The sequence below is a fragment of the Phenylobacterium sp. genome (genome assembly GCF_028290885.1).
Classification (GTDB): domain Bacteria; phylum Pseudomonadota; class Alphaproteobacteria; order Caulobacterales; family Caulobacteraceae; genus Phenylobacterium.
In genome coordinates, this window is sequence record NZ_JAQGIZ010000283.1 from 1 (window position 1) to 3383 (window position 3383).

The 3383-nt window shown below is 70.4% G+C and carries 3 protein-coding genes and 1 pseudogene; 2 read left to right on the plus strand and 2 right to left on the minus strand.

Annotated elements, in window-relative coordinates; translation table 11 throughout:
• Both JWP28_RS18550 and JWP28_RS18555 read right to left on the minus strand, forming a co-directional pair.
• A pseudogene (locus tag JWP28_RS18550) lies at positions 1-562 on the minus strand (M3 family peptidase); the annotation flags it as partial.
• A gap of 131 nt (positions 563-693) precedes the next feature.
• Positions 694-1917 carry an FAD-binding oxidoreductase gene (locus JWP28_RS18555; RefSeq protein ID WP_299545268.1) on the minus strand — a complete coding sequence of 408 codons (1224 nt, stop codon included), beginning with the start codon at positions 1915-1917 and terminating at the stop codon, positions 694-696.
• Positions 1918-2014: 97 nt separating this feature from the next.
• Between JWP28_RS18555 and JWP28_RS18560 the strand changes: the two genes are divergently transcribed.
• Together JWP28_RS18560 and JWP28_RS18565 are read left to right on the plus strand one after the other, a co-directional pair.
• The gene (locus JWP28_RS18560) at positions 2015-2866 is read left to right on the plus strand and encodes an aspartate/glutamate racemase family protein (protein WP_299545269.1); all 852 of its coding nucleotides are present in this window, start codon (positions 2015-2017) and stop codon (positions 2864-2866) included.
• A 10-nt stretch (positions 2867-2876) separates the two neighbouring features.
• Positions 2877-3383: SRPBCC family protein (locus JWP28_RS18565; RefSeq protein WP_299545270.1), on the plus strand; the 507-nt coding region annotated here is incomplete at its 3' end.

Genomic DNA, 3383 nt, shown 5'->3' on the forward strand with positions numbered 1-3383 from the left:
CGGCCAGCAGGTTCTGGTTGAAGGTGGTGAACAGCCCGGCCAGCTCCTTGTTGATCTCCGCCACGCGGGCCTTGGCCCCGGGCGAGAGCTTGGCGCCGGCGCGCACGAAGCCGTTCCAGCGCAGCCAGGCCAGCCGCTTCTGTTCGGGCGTCAGGCCGGCGGTGTCGCGCGCCTCATAGACCGCCTCGATGCGCCGGAAGAGCTTTTCGTTCTGCAGGATCCGGTCGCGGTGCGTGGCCAGCTTCGGCTCCATCTCCTTCTCCACCGCCCGCACCTCGGGATTGGAGAGGGTGTCGCTCCAGATGCCGTAGATCGTGTCGATCCGGTTGCTGGCGTGGCCGGTGCGCTCCATGGCCGCGATGGTGTTGTCGAAGGTCGGCGGCGCGGGATTGTTGGCGATCGCCTCGATCTCGGCCAGCTCCTCGGCCATGGCGGCCTCCAGCCCGGGCTGGAAGTCGGCGACCTTCACCTGGCCGAAGGGCGGCAGGCCGCCGTAGGGCCCGGTCCACGGCCGGGTCAGCGGATTGGCGGCGGTCTGAGAGCGGGCGGTGCTGGATATCATCGAGGTCGCGGCCATGGCGGTAGAAGCCGCGAGAAACGTACGCCGTTGCATTGAAACTCCGGGAGGAAATATCGCGTGGACGCGACCTTAGGTAATAGCTTGCCTGCCGTCACGCCGCGGAACGGGCTGCGTCACGTCATCCGCCCGTAGAGTTCGGCCAGGACGTTCACCCCGCGCTCGGCCTCGGCGCGGTCGATCACCTCACGGTCGTCGCCATAGCCGAACATGTCGCCGCCCCACAGCGCCTGGACGACGATGCCGTCGCGCCGGGACAGCATGCTGACGCCCTTGTAGTACACGCCGTAGTTCACCTCGGGCTGCGGGATCAGCCAGGCGATCTGGCCGCGCACGGGGGTGACCGTCTCGTCCTTGCACAGCGTGCGGGCGCCGTAGCCCGGGCAGTTGATGACCACTTTCTGCCTGAGCCCGGCGAGGTCGCCCAGGCTGTGGAACTCGCGCCGCTCGATGCGGCCGCCGGCGGCGAGGAAATCGGCCATCAGGGTGTGGCCAAGGTCGGCGATGTTGAACTGCATCAACGAGGTGCGGCGCACCTGGGCGGTCGGGAAGGGCGTCGCGCCGGCCGGCAGCACTTCCGCGCTCGGACTGATGTCGCGGATGCGATGGACATACTCGGCGAAATCGAGCGGTTCGGCCGCCGGCGGCTCGTGCGGCGCCGGATCGGGCGCGGGGTCGGAGAGGTAGTAGCGCTCGGTCCATTCGACGGGATCGCCTGGCAGGCCGAGGTAGCGGCGGTAGCGCTTGAACGAGGTGCGCGCCATCTCCTCCCACAGGTCGCCGAACTGAGGGCCGGCGGCGCCGGCAAGCGCAATGCGGCTGTCCGGCGTCCAGCTGCCGGTGGCGCGGGCCGAACGGGCGTCGGCCATGAGCTCCCTGGCGTAGATGGTCACCTTGGCGCCGGCCTCCTGGGCCAGGATGGCGGAGGTGAGGCCCAGCGCGCCGCAGCCGACCACGGCGATCTCGGCCGGACTGGCGGCCATCGCCTTGCGGACCGCGATCGTCCCGGATCCCCAAGACAGGGACCAGCCCGAGCCGCCGTGGCCGTAGTTGTGCACCACCAGGGTGTCGCCGACCTGCTCGGTATCCAGCCTCGGCCCCTGGGCGCGGAACGGACGCAGGCAGACGGTGATGTCGAACAGCCGGTCCATCCGCGCATGCACCGGCATGATCGGCGGCCGGCGCTCGGCATAGGGTACGGGGTTTGGGGGCACGGGGCTCGGGGCCACGGGGTTCGGGGCAGGGGCCAGGGCGGTTGCGCATCCGCCGAGGCCCAGCAGCCCAACGCCGGCTGAACCGAGCAGCAGGCCGCGGCGATTCAGCGTGTCCCACCCCGTCATGAAACCCCTCCCAGCGGTCTGCGCCCGTCACGCTTAGCGGGCGGGACGGGCGGGTGGAAGGCGTGACAGCCGCCCGGCCGCCCGCTAACACCGGCCCATGGCCATCGGCGTGTTCGATTCCGGGGTGGGCGGGCTGTCGGTGCACCACAGGCTGGTGGAGCGCTTCCCGGCGGCCGACTTCATCTACCTGGCCGACCAGGCCAACACCCCCTACGGCGGACGACCCGGCGAGGAGATCGTCGACCTGACCCGCACCGGCTGCGAGCGGCTGTTCGCCGAGGGCTGCGACCTGGTGGTCCTGGCCTGCAACACCGCCTCGGGCATTGCGCTGCGCCGCCTGCAGCAGACCTGGCTGCCCGGCTATCGGCGCGGGCTCGGCCGGCCGGTGAACGTGCTGGGCATCATCGTGCCGACCATCGAGGCGGCCACCGGCCTGCCCTGGGAGCACGAGGCCGAGCGGCGCGGCGACAAGGTGGAGAAGCTCGACATCCTGGCGGTGTTCTCGACGCCGGCCACGGCGGCGTCCCGCGTCTACGAGATCGAGATCGACAAGCGCCGCCAGGACGTGGCGGTGTTCTCGCAGCCCTGCCCGGAGCTCGCCGGCCTGATCGAGGCGGGCGCGCCGCGCGACGAACTGGCCGCCGCCATCGCCGGCCACGTGAAGGCGATCGCCACCCGGATCGGCCGCGCGCCCGACCGGGCGATCCTCGGCTGCACCCACTATGAGATCACCGCCGACCTCTTCCGCGAGGCCCTGCCGCCCGGCACGCCGCTGATCCACCAGCCGCAGGCCACAGCCGACGCCTTGGCGCGCTATTTCGAGCGGCACCCGGAGTTCACGACCGGATCGGACGCCGTTCGTCGCTTTTTGACCACCGGCCGTCCCGGCGCCCAGTCGAGCCTGGTTGCAGCCTTCTGGGGGGCGCCGCTAAGCTTCGAGCGGGCTTAGGGAGCGATCCATGAAGACGCTGATGGGACTGGCGCTGGCCGCGGCCATGCTGGGCGGTGCGGCGCATGCGGAGGTGACCGACAAGTCGGCCGCCGGGTTCGAGGTCACCGAAAAGGCCACCATCGCTGCGCCGGCGGCCAAGGTCTGGGACGCCCTGATGCGGCCGGACAGGTGGTGGTCAAGCCAACACAGCTGGTCGGGCGACGCCAAGAACCTCTATTTCGACCCCTCGGGCTGCTTTTGCGAGCGGCTGAAGCGCGGCGCGGTCCGGCACATGACCATCGTCTACAACGACGGCGCGACGACGCTGCGGCTGAATGGCGGCCTTGGGCCGATGCAGCTCACCGGCGCCTCCGGCAACCTGGGGATCACCCTGAAACCCGCCAACCAGAATACCGAGCTGACGATGACCTATGACGTCGGCGGCTACGCCAAGGGCGGCCTCGCCGAGACGCTGGCGGGGCCAGTCGACATGGTGCTGGGCGAACAGGTCGCGCGGCTGAAGAAATACCTCGAG